The sequence below is a fragment of the Deltaproteobacteria bacterium genome, assembly GCA_016709225.1.
Taxonomy (GTDB): domain Bacteria; phylum Myxococcota_A; class Polyangia; order Nannocystales; family Nannocystaceae; genus Xiheibacterium; species Xiheibacterium phototrophicum.
This window is the reverse complement of record JADJEE010000012.1, coordinates 2,560,183-2,576,376: the sequence shown is the minus strand read 5'-3', so window position 1 is coordinate 2,576,376 and position 16,194 is coordinate 2,560,183. Positions and strand designations below refer to the sequence as shown.

The following is a 16,194-nucleotide window of genomic DNA, read 5'->3' as shown; positions in this document are numbered from 1 at the left end:
GGACGCGGGCCCAGCTTGTTTCCATCATGAGAGGCTCGTGGAGACTCGGCCGCGTCGCCGGCATCGACGCGTATGTGCACTGGACCTTCGGACTGCTGCTGGCGTGGGCGGGCTGGACCGCCTGGCAGGGCGCCGGGACCGGGGCCGCGGTGCTCCTCGGGGTTGCGTTCTTGGTGGCAGTGTTCGGCTCGGTGCTGCTGCACGAGCTCGGACATGCGCTCGTGGCTCGTCGCTACGGCGTGTCGACGCGGCACATCCTGCTGACGCCGATCGGTGGCATCGCCAGCCTCGAGGGCATGCCCCGCGCGCCCAAGGCCGAGCTCGCGGTCGCGCTCGCCGGCCCCGCGGTGAACCTGGCGATCGCCGCGGCGCTGGCCCTGGTGTCGCGCGTCACCGCGTTCGAGGCGTTCGGTCTGGTCGACGGCCTGCTGTACGCCAACCTCTCGCTGGCGCTCTTCAACCTCATCCCGGCGTTCCCCATGGACGGTGGTCGTGCGTTGCGGGCGTTCCTCGCCGGGCGCATGGGCCGAAGGGCCGCCACCGGCACCGCGGTGCGCCTGGGCCGGGGCATCGCGATCGCGATGGCGCTCGTGGGCCTGTTCGTGAACCCGATGCTGCTGCTCATCGCCGCGTTCGTTTGGTTCGCCGGCGGTGCCGAAGCGCGGGCCCTCGATGGCTACGGCGACGACGACGACGGCAGCTTCGGACGCGAGCGCTACGCTGCGCCGGTGTCGGCGTGGCAGCGACCTGGGGCCTACCAAGGAGTGCGAGGCGGCGGCACGCGGGTGGTGTTCGTGCGCCGCAGCTGGTGAGTCACGCACCCTGGCGAAGCCGAGGTCACAGGACCGCGCGTGGCGAGAGACAATCGACGCCCTCGTTTTCAACGAGGGCGTCCTCTTCGCGCACGAGATTCGCTACCATGGACGACCGCGACCTAGGCCCCGCGAGATGCGGGGCAATGCGCGCGCGGTCGACCTGGTAGATCGCGACCCCGTGAGGACCATGGCACACCACGATCCCAAGAAGCGTCGCCTCGCAATCATCGGCACCGTGCTCGCGGTCGCGATGGGTGCGTTCTTCCTGTCGATTCCCCTGCTGTCGGGGGTGCTCGCGCGCTTCGTGCCGAACAGCGTGACCGACCGCATCGGCAGCGAGCTGATCGAATCCGTGGGCGACAAGGCGTCGTTCTGCACCGAGCAGAAGGGGCTCGCGGCGCTCGACGACCTGGTGCAGAAGCTGGCGCGCGCGGCGGATCACGACGTGCCCTTCCGCGTGTACGTCGTGAAGGACGACGTACTCAACGCCTTCGCGGCCCCCGGTGGCTACGTCGTCATCTACGACGAGATCATCACGAACGCCGCCGACCCCAACGAGCTCGCCGGCGTGCTGGCCCACGAGATGTCGCACGAGCTGGCCGACCACCCCAACAAGGGCGTGGTGCAAGCGCTCGGCTACGGCGTGTTCTCGCTGTTGTTGCCCGGCGGCGGCGACATGGGTGCGGAGCTGGGTCGCACGGTGGTCGACTCGAAGTTCAGCCGCGACGACGAGCTCGAGGCCGATCGCAAGGGCGTCGAGCTGCTCAACGCCGCGGGCATCGACTCGCGCGGGCTCGCGCGATTCTTCGACACCATGGCCGCCAAGGGCGGCAACGTGCCTGGTGCGCTCGAGTTCATCTCCTCACACCCGACCGGCGAACACCGCCAGTCGGCGCTGAAGGATCTCGAGAAGGAAGGCGCACCGGCACTCGACGCCGCCCAGTGGAACGCGCTGCGCGAGGTCTGCAAGATCACCGACAAGACGCCGAAGCCGGTCGGCACTGCGAAGTGATCGTCAGCCCTCGGCGGCCTGCAGGTGGCGATCGAACCACGCCAGGAAGCGGTGCATGAAGTCGAGCTGGTGCTCGCGCTCGCCCAGGCCGTGGCCCTCGCGGGGATAGAACACCACCTCGGTGGTGGTGCCCGCGTGGCGCAGCGCCCGGTAGAGCTCCTTGGCCTGCTCGGGCGGCACGCGGGTGTCGCTGCTGCCATGCACGATGAGCGTCGCGGTCTTCGACTGCTTGGTGTGGGCCATCGGCGAACGTGACCACACCAGCTCGGGCTGGTCGTACGGCCACAGGTTCCAGTGCACCAGCGAGTTCTCGTGCTCGATCTCGCTGGTGCCGGTGAACGACATCCAGTTGGTGATCGCCGCGCCGACCATCGCGGCGCGGAAGCGTGCGCTGTGCCGGGTCGCGGCGAGGCCCGAGAAGTAGCCGCCGTAGCTCCAGCCGCCCATGCCGACGCGATCGCCATCGACCACGCCCTGCCGCACGAGCTCGTCGATGCCGGCGAGCACATCGTCGAATTCCTTGCCGCCCAGATCGCCGTGGTCGGCCTTGCCGAACGCGACGCCGCGACCGGAGCTACCGCGATAGTTGGGCTCGAACACCACGTAGCCGTTGGCCGCGAACAGCTGCACCGGATAGCCCGAGCGGGTGTTCCAGCCCTGCTGCGACACCCCCTCGGGGCCGCCGTGTGGCATCACGACCAGCGGGTGCCGCTCGCCCTTGCGGTGGCCGACCGGCATCGTGACGACGCCCGCGAGCGCGAGGCCATCGGCGGCCTTCCACCGCAGCACCGATTGCTCGCCGAGCAGCACCCGATCGAGCTGCGGGTTGCCGTGGGTGCGCCGCTGCATCGTGCGCGCACCGAGCTTGCCGACGAACAGCTCGGGCGGGTGCGTCGGGCCCTCGCCGCTGCACGCGAACACGCCGCGTACGAGATCGGCACCGTGGCAGATCGGCGTGGTCGCGATCGCGCGGCTGCGCTTGCCGTCGCGCAGCGAGACCCGCAGCAACGCGACGGCGGTGTCCTCGTTGGCCATCACCGCCAGCGTCGCGTCGTCGATGAACTCGAGCCACTGCCCGGTGCCGGCGTACTCGGCCGTCAGCGCGCGCGCGGTGCCGCCGGTCGCTGGCACCACGAACACCACGCCGGCGGTGGGATCGTGGATGTCGCTGGCCCCGAGGAACGCGACCGTCCCGCCATCGGGCGACCACGCGAGCTCGCCGAGCTTGCCTGCGGTGTCGCAAAGCCGCGTGGGCTTGCCGCCGGCGGACGCGACTCGATACACGCCGCCATACATCATGGTGCCGTCGACGTCGGCTCGTTCGCCGCCGACCAGCGCGAACGCGTCGCCCTTGGGCGACCAACGCACGCGCTCGACGTGGAAGTCGCGCGGGGTGATCGCGATCGCCTCGCCACCCTCTGCCGGCATCACGAACAGCTGTCGCCGCGTGCCCTCGACGTCGCCCACCACGTGATCGCGACCGACATCCTGTGCGGCCTGCTCCTGCTCGGTCGGCGCGACGTCGGTGGTGTACGCGAGGCTGCGGCCATCGGGCGACCACTGCAGCTCGCGCACCGACGATCTCAGCTTGGTGAGTGGGCGTGCGTTGCCACCGTCGGCCGCGACCACGTAGATCTGCGCGGCCGCATCGCCCTTGCGCCGGCCGATGAATGCGATCTGCTGGCCATCGGGCGACCACGTCGGCGCGCTCGCAGCATCGGGCTCGAACGTGAACTGCCGCGGCGCGCCCTTGCCCGCATCGACCACGAACAGCGCGCGCACCATCGTCGACGGGCCATCGTGTTGGGCTCGTGGCACGCGCTTCACGAACGCGACGTGGCGGCCATCGGGGCTGATCGCGACCTCACCGACGCTCTCGAGATCCGCAATCATCTCGGGCGTGATGTGCTCCGTGCGCGCCGTCGTGCCGCGCTTGGGCACCGGCGCAGCGGCATGGGCGGGGGTGGACACGGCACAGCCCCACAGCATCGACACGACGGCGAACCCCAGCACGGATCTCATGGGCGGGGAGCATACCCGAGGCCCGATGACGTCGGACGTCATGGACGATCGCCCTCGGGTCGCGGTACGAGCAGGGATGACGATCGATCCCACGTTGTCGACGCGCGGGGGCTGCAACGGCGCGAGATGGCGTGCGAGCGACTCGCAGGGCCACTACGAGAGCTGGTTCGTGCGCGCCAACCATCCCCGTGAGCCGCTGGCGTTGTGGATCCGCTACACGCTCTTCTCACCTGCCGGCCGACCGAGCGATGCCATCGGCGAGTTGTGGGCGATGGTCTTCGACGGCGAGCGCGTGGTCGCGTGTCGCTCGGAACATCCCATCGCAGCCTGTCGCGTGCGCGAAGACGGCCTCGCGGTCGAGCTGCCGGGCGCACGCCTCGAGGATGGCGCGCTGCATGGCACGCTCGAGCACGGCGGTCACCGCGTGGCGTGGTCGTTGACGTACGAAGGCACAGACGCGCCGCTGCTGCTGCTCCCGCCGGCGCGCTACCGCGGCGGCTTTCCCAAGGCGAAGACCCTCGTGCCGGCACCGATGGTGCGGCTGCGCGGCACCATCGACGTCGACGGCGAGACCCACGTCGTCGATCGCTGGCTCGGCAGCCAGAACCACAACTGGGGCACGCGCCACACCGATCGCTACGCCTGGGCGCAGGTCGCCGGCTTCGACGATCGCGACGACGCGTTCCTCGAGTGCGCCAGCGCCAAGCTCCGCCTCGGCCCGCTGTGGACCCCGTGGCTCACCGTCGCCGTGCTGCGCATCGGCGAGCACGAGCATCGCTTCAACGCACTCTCGCGGGCCCCCTTCGCCGATGTCTCGATCGACGCGCTGTCATGGCGCTTCTCCACCCGCAACGACAGCGCGCGCTTGAACGTCGCGATCGCTGCGCCGCGCGAGCGCTTCGTCGGCCTGCGCTACCGCAACCCGCCCGGCGGCGACAAGATCTGCCTCAACAGCAAGCTCGCACGCTGCGAGCTCGAGCTGCTGCCGCACGATGGCGCGGCGCAGCGTCTCGTCACGCAGCACCGCGCCGCATTCGAGCTGCTCGGCGACGACGCGCAGGGCGTGCCCGTCGTCGCGTGAGGCCGCTGGGCCGGCATTGCGACGAGCGGCGGCGAGCGCTGCATGCATGCCACGTAACCACCGCGCCCGCGCGATGCCGAGTGGCCATGGGATCGAGAGGACGATCGGGATCAGGGCACGCCTGAGAAAGCGCTGCCGTGGCGCGTCCCGAGAACGCCAATGTGACGACCACGACGCTTGACGATCGCGCGCACGGCGGGAACACTGATGAAGCCTCGTGCGGACATGCGAGGCACGAAGGAATCGGGATCATGCATCGCATCGCATCGCATCGCATCGCATCGCATCGCATCGCATCGCATTCAGTAGCTGGATGATGGTGCTTGGTCTCAGCGTCGCGCCCACGGGCCTCGCCGGCTGCGCCAAGGGCGTGCTCAACGATCAGACGGTCGACAGCTGGGGCACGATCGGTAGCGCCGAGGACACCGGCACCATGCCGGTGATGGATGGGACACTGTGGTGCGCCCGGCTGCCGCCGCATCCGGAGGCGCCGGTTGGCGTACCGGGGCCACGGTATTGCAAGGACAACGGTACGGTCGATCCGTGGGTATGTGACGAGGGTGAAGTCGGCGACATCATCGAGCCTCCACCCGATGGAGACGCGCCGAAGGGCTGCGTCTGCGTGCCTCCCGAGGTCCACGCAGAGTACGCCATCGATCACATCATCGGCGACGACGAGACCCCCGGCGGGATTCTCATGCTTTACCGCGACGAGATCTACGCTGCTGCGGTCACGCGCTGCCTCGAGATCATCGACGAGACCCCAGGGGTCAACCACAACGAGTGCGAGAACATCATCGGCCCCTCGCTCGACGCCGACCTGATCCCGGACCTCGTTCAGAGCGGCGGCATCGGTAGCTGTGCCGCGTTCCAGATCTACGCCCCCGATACCACCGGCGGCGCCGACTCGACGACCGCGGGCTTCGACGTCGACCCCGGCGTCGCCGAGCTCCCCGACGACAGCTACACCGATCACTACGTCCTCAGCCAGGCGATCACGTGGAACTCGGACAAGAGCCGGTACGACGTGGACGCCGGCTTCTTCGAGGACATGCTCGACAACCCCGGCTGGCTGCTGAAGGAATCGCCGCGGGTCAACATGGTCACCGGCACCAACTGGACCTTGACGGACGTAAGCGCCGGTACGGTGGTCTATGCCCTCGGCCTGCGCACCGGTGACCGACCGATCGTGCTCAACGGCATGGCCATCAACACCATCCCCGGCGTACTGGACGCGTACGCAAGCCTGGCCTCGGCATCCGACTTCACGCTCACGCTGCTCCGCAGCGGGTCGCCTTTCACGATCGCGTACCGGGTGGAGTAGGTGACGTCGATGCGACTGCGCCAACTCGTCTTCGCCGCGGTCGGGATCCTGGTCGGCTGGGGCTGCTCCGACCGCACCGTGGTCGACGACCCCGAGCGCGACGAGGAGGTCGAAGCCTGCGAGGCGTTTGCCACGTGGGCGCGCGCCTGTGGGAGTGACTCGACCGTCGACAGGTGCCTCTCGAACTACTTCGACGAGCGCCTCGAGCCCTGTCGTGACGTCGCCCTGAACCGAACGCGATGCTACCCAGAGCAGGCCTGCGGCGACGGTGCCATTGCGGCATGCAGCGACGTCTCGATCCCCTTCTCCGTGTGCAACGCCGACCCGCAATTGTGGAAGGAGCTAGGCTGCGACGCGAGCAAGTGTCCCGGCGAGTGCTGTCGCGGCGAAGAGCCCTGCCAAGGCAGCGACGCCAACTGCCCGTGGTACAAGCCCGTCTGCAACGATCAAACCGGCCTCTGCATGGAGGCGCCGTAGCACTGCGCCATGCGACGCGGGGCGGCGCACACGGATGGGCACCGCCTCGCTCTGCGCGCGCGCCTGCCTCACCCCGGTCGTGCGGCGGGCATCGGCAGCAGGCCACTCGCGTAGCGTAGCGTCATCGCCGGGCGTGAGATCCACACGCGCACGAGGTCCGCGAGCACCGGCGAGGTGCGCACGGCGGCGACGCCGAGCTTGCCTTGGATGCCCTCGGCGCGCGCGACGGTGGTGATGCAGCCCGGCAGATCGTCGGCGACCAGCAACGCGATGCGGCGCGCGCTCTGGCGCGCCCACTGGATGAAGGTCGCGGTGTCGGGACCACGCGAGCGCGGCAGCGCCTCGGCGGCGATCTCGAAGGCTCGCTTGCGCTTGCGCGAGATCGCCTTGACGATGGTTCGCATGTGATCGTCGAGCACGTCGGCGGCGGCGATGGTCTCGCCGAACGAGGGCGCACTGCTCCGCGCGGCCGCGGCGACCAGGATCTCGAGCTCGCGCGGCGTGAACAGATCGATCGTGAAGAGCCCTCGCGAGAGGTTGACGATCGACTGCGTGATCGCGAAGACCTGCTGGCTCGGCGGCAGCTCGCCGAGCCACGACGCCACCAGCACGCTCGGCCGACCGGTGTTCTCGACGAACACGGTGCGATCGCGCAGGTTGTGCTGGTAGACGTCGTACTCCTCGATCCCGAACAGCGCCGCGATGCGATCGACCAGCACGCGCAGCGGCTGATCGGGTCGCTGCGCGAGCTTGTCGCGACTGCCCACGCCCCAGCGCGACAGATCCGCAGGGCGGATCTTCGCGAGGCCCTCGACCATGGAGGCCAGCAGTGCAGCAGCCGGGGCCTGTTGGTCGCGCGCAACGTGGAGATCCGCGGTCGCATCACCGGCCAGCGAACCGGGCCGGATCGCCTCGGTGCGCGGCGCCCAGCCGCGCATCTGCTCGCGTTCCTCGGGGCTCGCGACCTCGAAGGTGAGCATCGCTGCGGTCGCGAGGCCGCGCGCGCGCGGCTGCTCGAGATCGCCAAAGGCCTGCGCGAGTGAGCGCCAGGCCTCGATGCGCGTGACGTCGTCCATGAGCACCTGCTGCAGCTGCTCGATGGCATCGACCACGCGATGCGCCAGTCGCAGGTCGTTGGCGAGCTCGAAGCGCAGGCCAGCATCGCCGTTGCACGCGCGCAGGCCCTCGATCAACGTCGCGCGGCCGTGCTCGGCCTCACCGAGCCGATCGCGTTGGGTGCGTGCCAGCTCGAGCCACAGCATCGCGGCGTGATCACCCGCGCCGCCGATTTGTCCGCGCAGCGCGATGATGTAGCGCTGCCAGTGCTCGGGCTGCGTCGCCACCCGGTGGAGCTCGGTGCTCGCGGTGCCGCCCGGACCTTCGATCGCGATCGCATCGGCGAGCGCGTCGATGGCCTCGTCGATGTGCCGCACGCCGAGGTGCGCCTGCGCGAGCGCGATGTCGGCGGCAACCTGCGCCGGCTCGTCTTTCACCTGGCCGCGCAGGCGGGAGGCACTGTCGACCGCGGCCGCGAACAGCCCCGAGTCGAGCTGCAACGCCACGACGCGCGACAACACGCGGGCGTCGTCGGGCCGCTGCTGCATCGCGAGCTCGTAGTGACGAAACGCCCCCGGCGTGTCGCCCTTGTCTTCGAGCGCCACCGCGAGCAGGAAGTTGGCCTCGGCCAGCTGGTCGCCCTGCGCGACCTGGGCGGCGCGCCGCAGCAGCGCGATGGCGTCATCGGTGCGGCGATCGGCGAGGTAGAGCCCCGCCAGCTCGAGCAGCGCGCTCGCATCCTTCGGATGATCCCGCAGCAGTCGCTCGAGCGCATGAATCGCGCCGCCGAGGTTGTCGAGCTCCTTGGCGTACAGGCGCGCCACCTCGAGCCACAGCGCCCGCTGCCGCACGGGATCGCGAGCCTCGCCGGCGGCACGCTGCAGACGATCGGCGAGCTTCTCGAGCTGGCCCTGCTGCCGCATCAACGCCGACAGCCGCGTGGCAGCGCGCTCGTGATCGGGCCACAGCTGCAGCGCCTTGTCGAACGCACGCACCGCGGCGCCGCGATCACCGATCTGATCGATGCGCGCGTTGCCGGCCCGAGTCCACGCCTCGGCGGCCTCGGCGGGCGTCTTCGCGATCGAGGCTTCGTGCTCCGCGACCTCGACCAGTGCATCGACGTCGCCGAGCACCTCGGCAAGCCGCGAGAGCCCGCGCAGGGCCCCGAGGTTTTCGGGATCGAGGGCGATCGCCTCACGGTACACCTCGAGGGCCTGCGGTCCGCCAGCGGCCTCGAGCGCCTCGGCGCGGCGGGTCAGGAACGCCGCGCGCAGCATGGGATCGCCGACCGTGCTCGCGAGTCGTCCGTCGACGCTCGCGATGATCCGCGGATCGCCGCTGTCGAGCGCCTCGCGCTCGAGCCCGGTCAGGGCCCCTCGATCGGCGGCATGCACGGCGAGCACACCCGACAGCGCCTCGACCCGCTCGTCGGTGGTGCCGACGCCCGCGAGCTCGAGTGCGCGGGCACGCTCGTGCCACGCCATCGCGCGTGCCGTGCCGCCGCGGAAGCTGCGGGCCTGCTGCAGCAACGTGTCGGCCAATCCCTCGACGTCGGCGGCCTCGCGCTGCAGAGCCTCGAGCGCCAGCAGTGCGCCGACGTGGCCCGGCTCGGCCTGTAGCACCCGTTGGAAGTCGGTACGCGCACGCGCCGGATCGCGCAGGTGATCGCGCGCGACCTCGGCGGCGCGGAACAGCGTCGCGGTCGCCAGCCGCGGATCGATCATCGTGGTGGCACCGCGCTCGAGCTCCTCCACCAGCTGCGCCCAGTGCCCCAGCTCGGTGCGCACGCGCGCGAGCGCATCGGCGGCCGGACGATTGCTCGGGCTCAGCTCGACCGCGAGCGAGTAGCAACGCTCGGCGGCCGCGCGATCGTCGAGGCGCTCCTCGTACAGCAAGCCCAGCTGGAAGCTGGCGAGCGCACGGCTGGCCGGATCGCGGAAGCCATCGCGCTCCAACTCGGCCAGCGCCGCGAGCTCGCGCCACTGCGCGCGCCCACGGAGGATCCGCGAGAGCGCCTGCAACGAGGCGCCGTGGCGTGGATCGAGATCGAGAGCTCGGCGCAGGAACCCGGTGGCCTGGTCGAGATCGGCGAGCTGGCGCGCGTGCAGCTCCCCGAGCTTGTGCAGCAGCGCGACCTGGGTCGACTCGTCGGTCGCCGCGTCGAGCTCGCGCTGGTAGATCTCCGCGAGATCGGCCCAGCGGCCCTCGGCGTGGAAGATGCGCCCGAGCGTGGCCAGCGTGGCGGCGTGGGCGGGCTCGAGCGCGAGCACGCTACGCAGGCGCGCGATGGCTTCGTCGCGCCGCTCGAGTCGCTCGTCGAGGATCTCGCCGATGCGATGCAGCAGATCGGCGACCTGGTGCGGCGCAGTGGCGATGCCGGCCTCGAGCTCGAGCGCCTCGATGAGCGAACGCCAGCGGCCGGCGGCCGCGGCCACGCGCGCGAGCGCATGGATCGCGCCCAGGTGCTGCGGCCGCAGCTTGAGGATGCGGCGGTACGCGAACTCGGCCTGCTCGGGATCGGCGAGCGGACCGCGGTAGAGATCGCCGATCGCGAACAACGACTCGATCCGCCGCTCGAGATCGAATCGCTCGAGCTGTCGCTCGTAGAGCTCGATGAGCGCGCGGTGCCGCTGCGCGCGGGCCAACAGGCCGACCAACGCCTCGAACGACGGCAGCATGTCGGGTACCAGCGCGAGCGCGTGCTCGTGCTCGCCGATGGCCTCGTCGAAGCGCTCGAGTCGCTCGAGAATCTCGCCGGCTCTCGCGTGGGCGCTGGCGCGGCGATGGGGCTCGCGCGCGGTGCCAGCCTCACCACGGTGCATCTTCACCAGTGCGTCGAAGCGCGAGGTCGCGGTGTACAGCGGCGCGAGGGCTCGCAGCGCCGGCACGTGCGCGGCGTCGATCTCGAGCAGGGCCTCGAACGCTGCGATCGCACCGTCGCGATCGTCCAGCCCGTCGAGGCAGACCATGCCGATGCGATGCAGCAGGCCCAAGCGCTCGCCGGGCTCGTGGGTAGCCTCGGTCAGCGTCGCGAGCGTGCGCACCAGCTCGGGCCACTGCGCGGCGTCCTCGTACACGCGCACGAGTGCCTCGAGCACCACCGGCTGGCCTGGTGAGGTCTTCTCGGCGCGCTCCAGCAGCGCTCGCGCGGCGGCCCGATCACCGATGCGCTCGAGCGTCACGAGTGCAGCGCGGTGCAGGATCAGCGCGCGCGAGCCGGGGTCGGTGACGAGGTCGGCCTCGCGCTCGAGCAACGCCGCCAGCTCACGATGGCGACCTCGACGGGCGTAGAGTCGCTCGAGCGCGGCGGCGGCCCCAGGCGCGGCGTCGTCGAGCTCGAAGGCCTGCGCGTAGAGCTGCGCGGCGCCGTCGAGATCGTCGCGATGCAGCTCGCGCAGACGCGCACGCTGGCACAACATCGCGGCGCGCAGGCTCGCGTCGTCGGCGAGCACGTTGGCCGATGACTCGTACAGCCGCTCGAGCGCGTCCCACGAGGCGGCGCGGGCATCGATCTGCGCCATCGCGTGGAACAGTGCGACGTCGGGATCGGCGAGCTCGATCGCGGCGGCATAGGCCTCGCGCGCCGCCGGCAGCTGGCGCAGGCGATCCTCCAGCACGCGGCCCTTCGCGAGCAGCAGCGCCGCCTTCGCGCCGCGATCGGCGGTGAGACGGATCTCGCGATCGAACAGCTCGACGACGGCGTCCCAGCTGCCGCGACGCAGCGCGACCCGGCGCGCGCCCACGACCGCGGGGAGGTGCTCGGGGCTGGCGTTGAGCGCCTGCAGGTAGTTGTGTTGCGCGGCCTCGTACTCGCGCAGCAGCTCGTGCAGTCGCGCGATCTCGAAGCAGATGCGACCGCGGCGGGCGACGTCGTCGGTGCGACCGAGCAGCTCGACGTAGCTGATGATCGCGGCGCGGGCGTCCTCGGCATGGGCGTCGCGCATCGCGTCGGCGACCGGCGTCGCGCCGGCGGGCACCGGCGAGGGACCGACCGCGAGGGTCGGGAGCGGTCCCTCGGCGCGGGTGGGCGCGGGGCTCGGCATCGGCGTGGCGACGCGGGGCCGCTCGGCGGATGCTGGCGCAGGCGCTCCGGGACGCGGCGCCGGTGCGATCGCGGGTCGACCGACCGCGGCAGGGGCGGGACGGGGCGGCGCCGGGGGCTTGATCGCGGGTGGCGTCCGCGGGGGCACGCTCGGCGGCTTGGGCGACTCTCCGCTCGCACCCGCGGCCGTCGCCGTGCTCGTCGATGCGATCGTCGGTGGCGCAGTCGCGGGCGTCGCCGCGCCTGTCGGTGCGATCGTCGGTGGCGCAATCGTGGGCGGCGCGACGGCCGGAGGTGGTGCCGCGATCGCCGGCACGACGAGCTCCGCTTCGCCTGGCTCCGGGGGGACGGCGGGCAGCGATCGGCTCGACGCCCGCGCCGGCGGGCTGGGCTCGAGCTCCTCGTCGGAGATCTCGAAGACACCGGTCGCGGTCGCTGCGACCGCGGGGACCGGTGACGGCGTCGGCGGGATCGACGGCTGCGTCCCGCGTCGCACGGCCGGCGGCTTGGGCAGCGTCGCACCCGGCCCGCCCGGCTTGGCCGCAGCACCCGGGCTCGACGACGGCTCGCCGGGCTTGCCCGCGTCGGGCGGATTCGGCCGCCGCGCGAGACCCGGAGGAGGAGGAGGCTTGCGCCGGGAGGGATCGTTGGGCGTGGTCACGTCTCTTGCGAGCCGGCAGACCGCCAGCGCAGTCGATGATACGGGTCGGCGCAGCGCCCGAGCAGCCTTTTTCGGGCACGGGCGCCCCCTTGCGACGCTTTCGAGCGCAGGCGCCGACGGCTCGCGTGATGCGAGCGTCGGATCGCTGACGGGTTCGACACCAAGGAGCGCGCCCGAGTGGCCGCTGCCCTCGAGCCGTGTTCGCGCACCGGGCACCATCGGGCATCGCCGCCCGCAAACGCGAGGGCGTGCACGCCGTTGCCGAGCGACAGACCTTCAGTGCTTCAGCGCCAGGAACACCTGGATCGCGAGCAAACCGACGAAAGCGAACAGGAACAGCCCTGGGATCAGACGATCCTCGAGGGTCTTCGGGCCCCGCAGTGCTCGCAGCGGCAGTTGCGGCAAGGGCCCCGTGACGGCGCGTCGCGAGCCCACTGGCTTCGCGACCGTTCGACGTACGCCCATCATGATCTGAATCTGCATCTCGAATGGCGCACGCGCAAATTCTTGGACGGATCGCGATCGAGAAATTCTTCGCGACCGTGATCGCGATGTCGTGGTCGCGAAACCCCGACGCGTCACGACCGTGCGCGATCGAGCGAGCGTAGCTGCACCAATGTGGCGCTCCCGTCCGTGTCACCGCGCGCCGTCCACTGCGCCCAGCTCTCGCCCGCATGTTTGCCCAGCGCCCACTGCAGATCGCAGACGTCGCGAGCCCGGAACTGGGCGCAGCCCCCCTCGAAACGCGGGCTGAAGCGGGCGGGGAGTCGCATCTGCGCCAACACGCCGAGGTCGTCCCCCCAGCGCGCGAGCCCCTCGAGGGTCGGCTTCGACAGCACCGGGATCGCGGCGTGCACCTCGTCGATGGACCACCATCGCGCGGCCTCGGTGATCGCCGCCACGTAGGCGCGCGCACGCGAAGAGATCTCTTCGGCGGTCGTCGCGACGAGCCCACCGATCACCGCGATGCGATCCGCACCAACGGCGACGGCCTGCGCAGCACGCTCGACATCGAGCCCTCCGATCGCGACCAGCGGGCGCGCGGCGACGCGGCCGGCGTCGGCCAGCCCCTCGAGCCCGACCGTGGGATCGGCATCCCGCTTCGAGGTGGTCGAGAACACCGGTCCGAAGGCGACGTAGTCGGGTCGTTGGGCCAGCGCCGCGCGCAGCTGCGGCAGCGAGTGGGTCGAGATGCCGACCGCGAAGCCGGCGGCCGCCCGCGCTCGGACCTCGTCGATGCGGTCGAAGCCGGCATCGCCCTGGCCGAGGTGGACGCCGGCGACCCCCGGCACGGCGAGCGCCGCGTCGAGGTCGTCGTTGGCGAATAGCGGCACCCCGGCGGCGGCACAGATGGGCAGCAGGCGCTCGAGCCACGCGATGCGCTCGCCGGTGCCGGCGTGCTTGGCCCGCAGCTGCACCGCGGCCAGCCCCGCGCGGGCGCCCTCGACCAGCGCCGCCACCACCTGCTCCGGCGCGAGGCCACCTCGATGGGGGAGGTCGAGGATCGCGTAGAGGCCGGCGGCGAGCATGGACACGCGCGGGGATGCTAGCAGCCCCGGAGAACGCCGAGCGACGGCTAGCGCCGACGAGCGGCGTCGAGGCCGAACACCGCCAGCGAGGTCCAGATCAGCCCGAAGGCGATCGCGTGCCACAGCCCGAACGGCTCGCCGAAGAGCGTCACCGCCATCACGAACGACATGCTCGGCGAGAGGTACTGCAGCACACCCAGGGTGGTGAGCTGCACCCGCCGCGCGGCGTGCCCGAACCAGATCAGCGGGAATGCCGTGACCGCCCCCGACGCCAGCAGCAGACCATCGATCTGCGGCGTGACCCCGAAGGCCGCGGCCTCGGCAGGTCGCCACAGCAGGTAGCCGGCCGCCAGCGGCACCATGAGTGCGGTCTCGACCAGCAAGGCCGGCACCGGCGCGACGGCGATCCGCTTGCGCAGCAGGCCGTAGGTCCCGAACGAACCGGCGAGCGCAAAGGGGATCCACGGCAGCGTGCCGGTGCCGATCACCAGCACCGCGACCCCGACCGCCGCGATCGCCACCGCGATCCCAGCCGTCCGCGACAACCGCTCGTGCAGCAGCCACACGCCGAGCCCGACGTTGACCAGCGGCGTCACGAAGTAGCCGAGGCTCGCCTCGAGCACGCGACCGCTGTTCACCGACCAGATGTAGACCAGCCAGTTGCACGACAGCAGCACCGTGGTCGGGATGAACCGCCACGCGCCGGCGCGACGCACATCGTCGTAACCGCTGCGCCAGCTCCGACGCCAGGTGATCACCGCCGCCAACAACACCGTCGCCCACACGATGCGATGCGCCAACGTCTGCAGCGCCGGCACCTCGCGCAGCAGCTTGAAGTAGAGCGGAAGGATGCCCCACGTGACGTACGCCGCCACGCCGTACCCGAGCCCGATCGCACGCGTGCGAGCAGCCTCGTCGGACGCGGGCGGCTCGAGTGACGTCACGGCCGCGGAGCATGACACGGCACGACGGTCGAACGCCGGACCCCGCGACCTGCCGCCCTCGACCCGGCCACTGGCACAACGGCCACCCCCGCATCCGCATGCGGCCTACGCGAGCCCGCCTCGAGCGCGGACCGTGCGACGTGCGGTCCATGGCCGGAGCGGTGCCGGTGCCGGCAACCACTCGCGTGCTCCGCGGGAGCGAACCGGTCCGAACGTCAGTGAGCTCCGAAGAGCTGCGCGAGCCCGCAGGTGCCGAAGCCCGTGGTGACCAGGCCGATGAGCACGTACTCGATCACCCACGATCGCAGTGGCGCCGCGTGTTGGTCGTCGGCGGCCGCCGACTCGAGCACGCCCTCACCGATGGAACCCCGCCGACCTTCACGTCGCCGACTCGACCCCTTCGAGCGACCCCCCTCTGGGTCGCATCGGGCCGATGCGTGGCCTGGATCGTCCATCACACGGTGCTCCGTCGCGCCGCGTCGAGCGGGCCGTAGATCCCGTCGTCGGCGGCCTCCATGCGCTCGAGCAAGGCATCGACACCCGATCGCAGCTTGAAGTCCATCTCGGCCGCGGTGAGCGGCAGCACCTGGTACACGTGCACGATGGGGTCGCCCGGCACCTCGAAGAGCTCGCGACCGAAGGCGAACGGCGGGATCACCATCGCGCCACACAACTCGGTGCCGGGTGCGTACGGCCGCGCAGGATCGCCATTGGGGATCGTGTGGCCCCATCCGAGCCAGGTCGCGTACTCGTGGGGCAGTCGCGCGAGCATCTTGAGCAGCCGCACCGGCCAGTAGTTGCGCTCGTCGTCGAAGTCGCGCTGCTCGAGCTTCCAGGTCGGCGGCAGGCTCATCATGAGCTCGCCGAAGCACCACTGCTCGGGTTGCTCGAAGCCCGCCGGCATGGTCATCGCGCGCGCGCTCATGCCCGAGGTCGCGAGCACGAAGCTCGGGCGATCCGAGGTCGGCGCGAACATGTGCACGTCGATGTGCACGCGATCCGAGACGAGCTCGTGGAAGACCATGCTCTCGCCGCCGAGCACACCGCTCAGGTGATTCGCAACGCGCTCGTCGTCCGCGTGGGCGACGTCGTCACTCGGCGCCGCCGCCGTGTGACGCAGGATCGGCGCACCGCTGGGGGACCGTTCATCCGATTCGGCCATCAACCCACCGTAACATGCGCGCGCCCGCCCACCGTCTCCGAACGAGACCCGCACGATGGCCGCGCGCGC

General features: G+C 71.1%; 10 protein-coding genes. 5 read left to right on the top strand and 5 right to left on the bottom strand.

The window, feature by feature from the left end; all coding sequences use genetic code 11:
• The first annotated feature begins 26 nt into the window (after positions 1-26).
• Both IPH07_35645 and IPH07_35640 read left to right on the top strand, forming a co-directional pair.
• The gene (locus tag IPH07_35645; GenBank protein MBK6922776.1) at positions 27-812 is read left to right on the top strand and encodes a site-2 protease family protein; all 786 of its coding nucleotides are present in this window, start codon (positions 27-29) and stop codon (positions 810-812) included.
• 190 nt (positions 813-1,002) lie between these two features.
• The gene (locus IPH07_35640; protein MBK6922775.1) at positions 1,003-1,827 is read left to right on the top strand and encodes a M48 family metallopeptidase; all 825 of its coding nucleotides are present in this window, start codon (positions 1,003-1,005) and stop codon (positions 1,825-1,827) included.
• Between the two features lie 3 nt (positions 1,828-1,830).
• On the opposite strand, the gene IPH07_35635 is transcribed toward IPH07_35640, so the two are convergent.
• Entirely contained in the window at positions 1,831-3,849 is a 2,019-nt protein-coding gene (locus tag IPH07_35635) for a S9 family peptidase (protein ID MBK6922774.1), read from the bottom strand.
• A gap of 76 nt (positions 3,850-3,925) precedes the next feature.
• Between IPH07_35635 and IPH07_35630 the strand changes: the two genes are divergently transcribed.
• The 3 genes from IPH07_35630 (at position 3,926) to IPH07_35620 (ending at position 6,731) form a co-directional block, all read left to right on the top strand.
• Positions 3,926-4,930, top strand: coding sequence for a hypothetical protein (locus tag IPH07_35630; GenBank protein ID MBK6922773.1), 1,005 nt, complete (start codon positions 3,926-3,928; stop codon positions 4,928-4,930).
• Positions 4,931-5,243: 313 nt separating this feature from the next.
• Positions 5,244-6,254 carry a hypothetical protein gene (locus IPH07_35625; GenBank protein MBK6922772.1) on the top strand — a complete coding sequence of 337 codons (1,011 nt, stop codon included), beginning with the start codon at positions 5,244-5,246 and terminating at the stop codon, positions 6,252-6,254.
• A gap of 9 nt (positions 6,255-6,263) precedes the next feature.
• Entirely contained in the window at positions 6,264-6,731 is a 468-nt protein-coding gene (locus tag IPH07_35620; GenBank protein MBK6922771.1) for a hypothetical protein, read from the top strand.
• Between the two features lie 68 nt (positions 6,732-6,799).
• Here IPH07_35620 and IPH07_35615 read toward each other — a convergent pair whose 3' ends face one another.
• From IPH07_35615 to IPH07_35600, 4 genes are all read right to left on the bottom strand, one after another.
• A complete protein-coding gene (locus IPH07_35615; protein ID MBK6922770.1) occupies positions 6,800-11,830 on the bottom strand; it encodes a tetratricopeptide repeat protein in 5,031 nt (1,676 codons plus the stop codon).
• A gap of 1,238 nt (positions 11,831-13,068) precedes the next feature.
• A complete protein-coding gene (locus tag IPH07_35610; protein MBK6922769.1) occupies positions 13,069-14,025 on the bottom strand; it encodes a thiamine phosphate synthase in 957 nt (318 codons plus the stop codon).
• 41 nt (positions 14,026-14,066) lie between these two features.
• Positions 14,067-14,963 carry an EamA family transporter RarD gene (gene rarD / locus IPH07_35605; protein MBK6922768.1) on the bottom strand — a complete coding sequence of 299 codons (897 nt, stop codon included), beginning with the start codon at positions 14,961-14,963 and terminating at the stop codon, positions 14,067-14,069.
• Between the two features lie 454 nt (positions 14,964-15,417).
• Positions 15,418-16,125, bottom strand: a complete 708-nt coding sequence (locus IPH07_35600) for a suppressor of fused domain protein (protein MBK6922767.1) — start codon at positions 16,123-16,125, stop codon at positions 15,418-15,420.
• Between the last annotated feature and the right edge of the window lie 69 nt (positions 16,126-16,194).

Bases quoted from the DNA above. Each gene is read 5' to 3' on its own strand.
- IPH07_35645 (MBK6922776.1), top strand. From the start codon at position 27: ATGAGAGGCTCGTGGAGACTCGGCCGCGTCGCCGGCATCGACGCGTAT.
- IPH07_35640 (MBK6922775.1), top strand. From the start codon at position 1,003: ATGGCACACCACGATCCCAAGAAGCGTCGCCTCGCAATCATCGGCACC.
- IPH07_35635 (MBK6922774.1), bottom strand. From the start codon at position 3,849: ATGAGATCCGTGCTGGGGTTCGCCGTCGTGTCGATGCTGTGGGGCTGT.
- IPH07_35630 (MBK6922773.1), top strand. From the start codon at position 3,926: ATGACGATCGATCCCACGTTGTCGACGCGCGGGGGCTGCAACGGCGCG.
- IPH07_35625 (MBK6922772.1), top strand. From the start codon at position 5,244: ATGATGGTGCTTGGTCTCAGCGTCGCGCCCACGGGCCTCGCCGGCTGC.
- IPH07_35620 (MBK6922771.1), top strand. From the start codon at position 6,264: ATGCGACTGCGCCAACTCGTCTTCGCCGCGGTCGGGATCCTGGTCGGC.
- IPH07_35615 (MBK6922770.1), bottom strand. From the start codon at position 11,830: ATGCCGAGCCCCGCGCCCACCCGCGCCGAGGGACCGCTCCCGACCCTC.
- IPH07_35600 (MBK6922767.1), bottom strand. From the start codon at position 16,125: ATGGCCGAATCGGATGAACGGTCCCCCAGCGGTGCGCCGATCCTGCGT.